This is a genomic window from Halorubrum sp. Atlit-26R, from assembly GCF_003666015.1.
Lineage (GTDB): Archaea > Halobacteriota > Halobacteria > Halobacteriales > Haloferacaceae > Halorubrum.
The window spans coordinates 1-706 of the sequence record NZ_QPLT01000226.1 but is presented as its reverse complement, the minus strand read 5'-3'; the positions used below and the strand labels follow the sequence as shown (position 1 = coordinate 706).

Below are 706 nucleotides of genomic sequence, written 5' to 3'. Positions count from 1 at the left end.
GACGACGACCACTCGCTGAGCGAGGAGTACGCCGGCGATATCATCTCGACCGACGCACTCGGCTGGCGAGGGACCGTCGCGCTCGAACCGTTCCTCAACAACAACGCATTCGGGATGTTCACCGGTTCGACCTTGACGATCCCGTTCCTACAGACCAGCGAGAACTTCCGCGGTCAGATCAACGAGAAGCTCGGAATGATGCCGTATCCGTACGCCACTTCGGCGTCCGAGTCGCAGTACGACGGCATCGGTGGTCCGATGTCGCCGCTGGCCGGCTACAACTTGGCGATCAACCCCAACTCCAACAACATCGATGCCGCACTCGAGATGCTTCGCACGGTGATGACCGACGAGTTCTATCTCAACTGGTTCGACATCGCCGGCCAGCTACCACCGAAGCCGGCACTCCTGAACGAAGATAGCGTGACCCAACACGAGCTGCTGGGGCAGTACGTAGACACACTATCGATTGCCGCCGAGAACGCTATCCCCCGCCCCGTGACACCGATCTACTTCCAGGAGTCGTCGGTAATCTCTCGGGAGGTCCACAACGTGGTCGCCCAGGAGAAAGCCCCCGAACAGGGAATGACCGACCTCAAGACACAGCTACAGGATATCGAAGAGAGTTATGCCTAATAACCCCACCGCGACAACCCGTCTGAATGCTCTCGTGCCGGATAGCCTCCGACGGTCCGGATCCGAGGTG

The 706-nt window shown here is 59.6% G+C and carries 1 pseudogene; it reads left to right on the top strand.

What is annotated here, in order from left to right:
• Positions 1-636: pseudogene (locus tag DVK07_RS22970) on the top strand (sugar ABC transporter substrate-binding protein); the annotation flags it as partial.
• Positions 637-706: the final 70 nt, after the last annotated feature.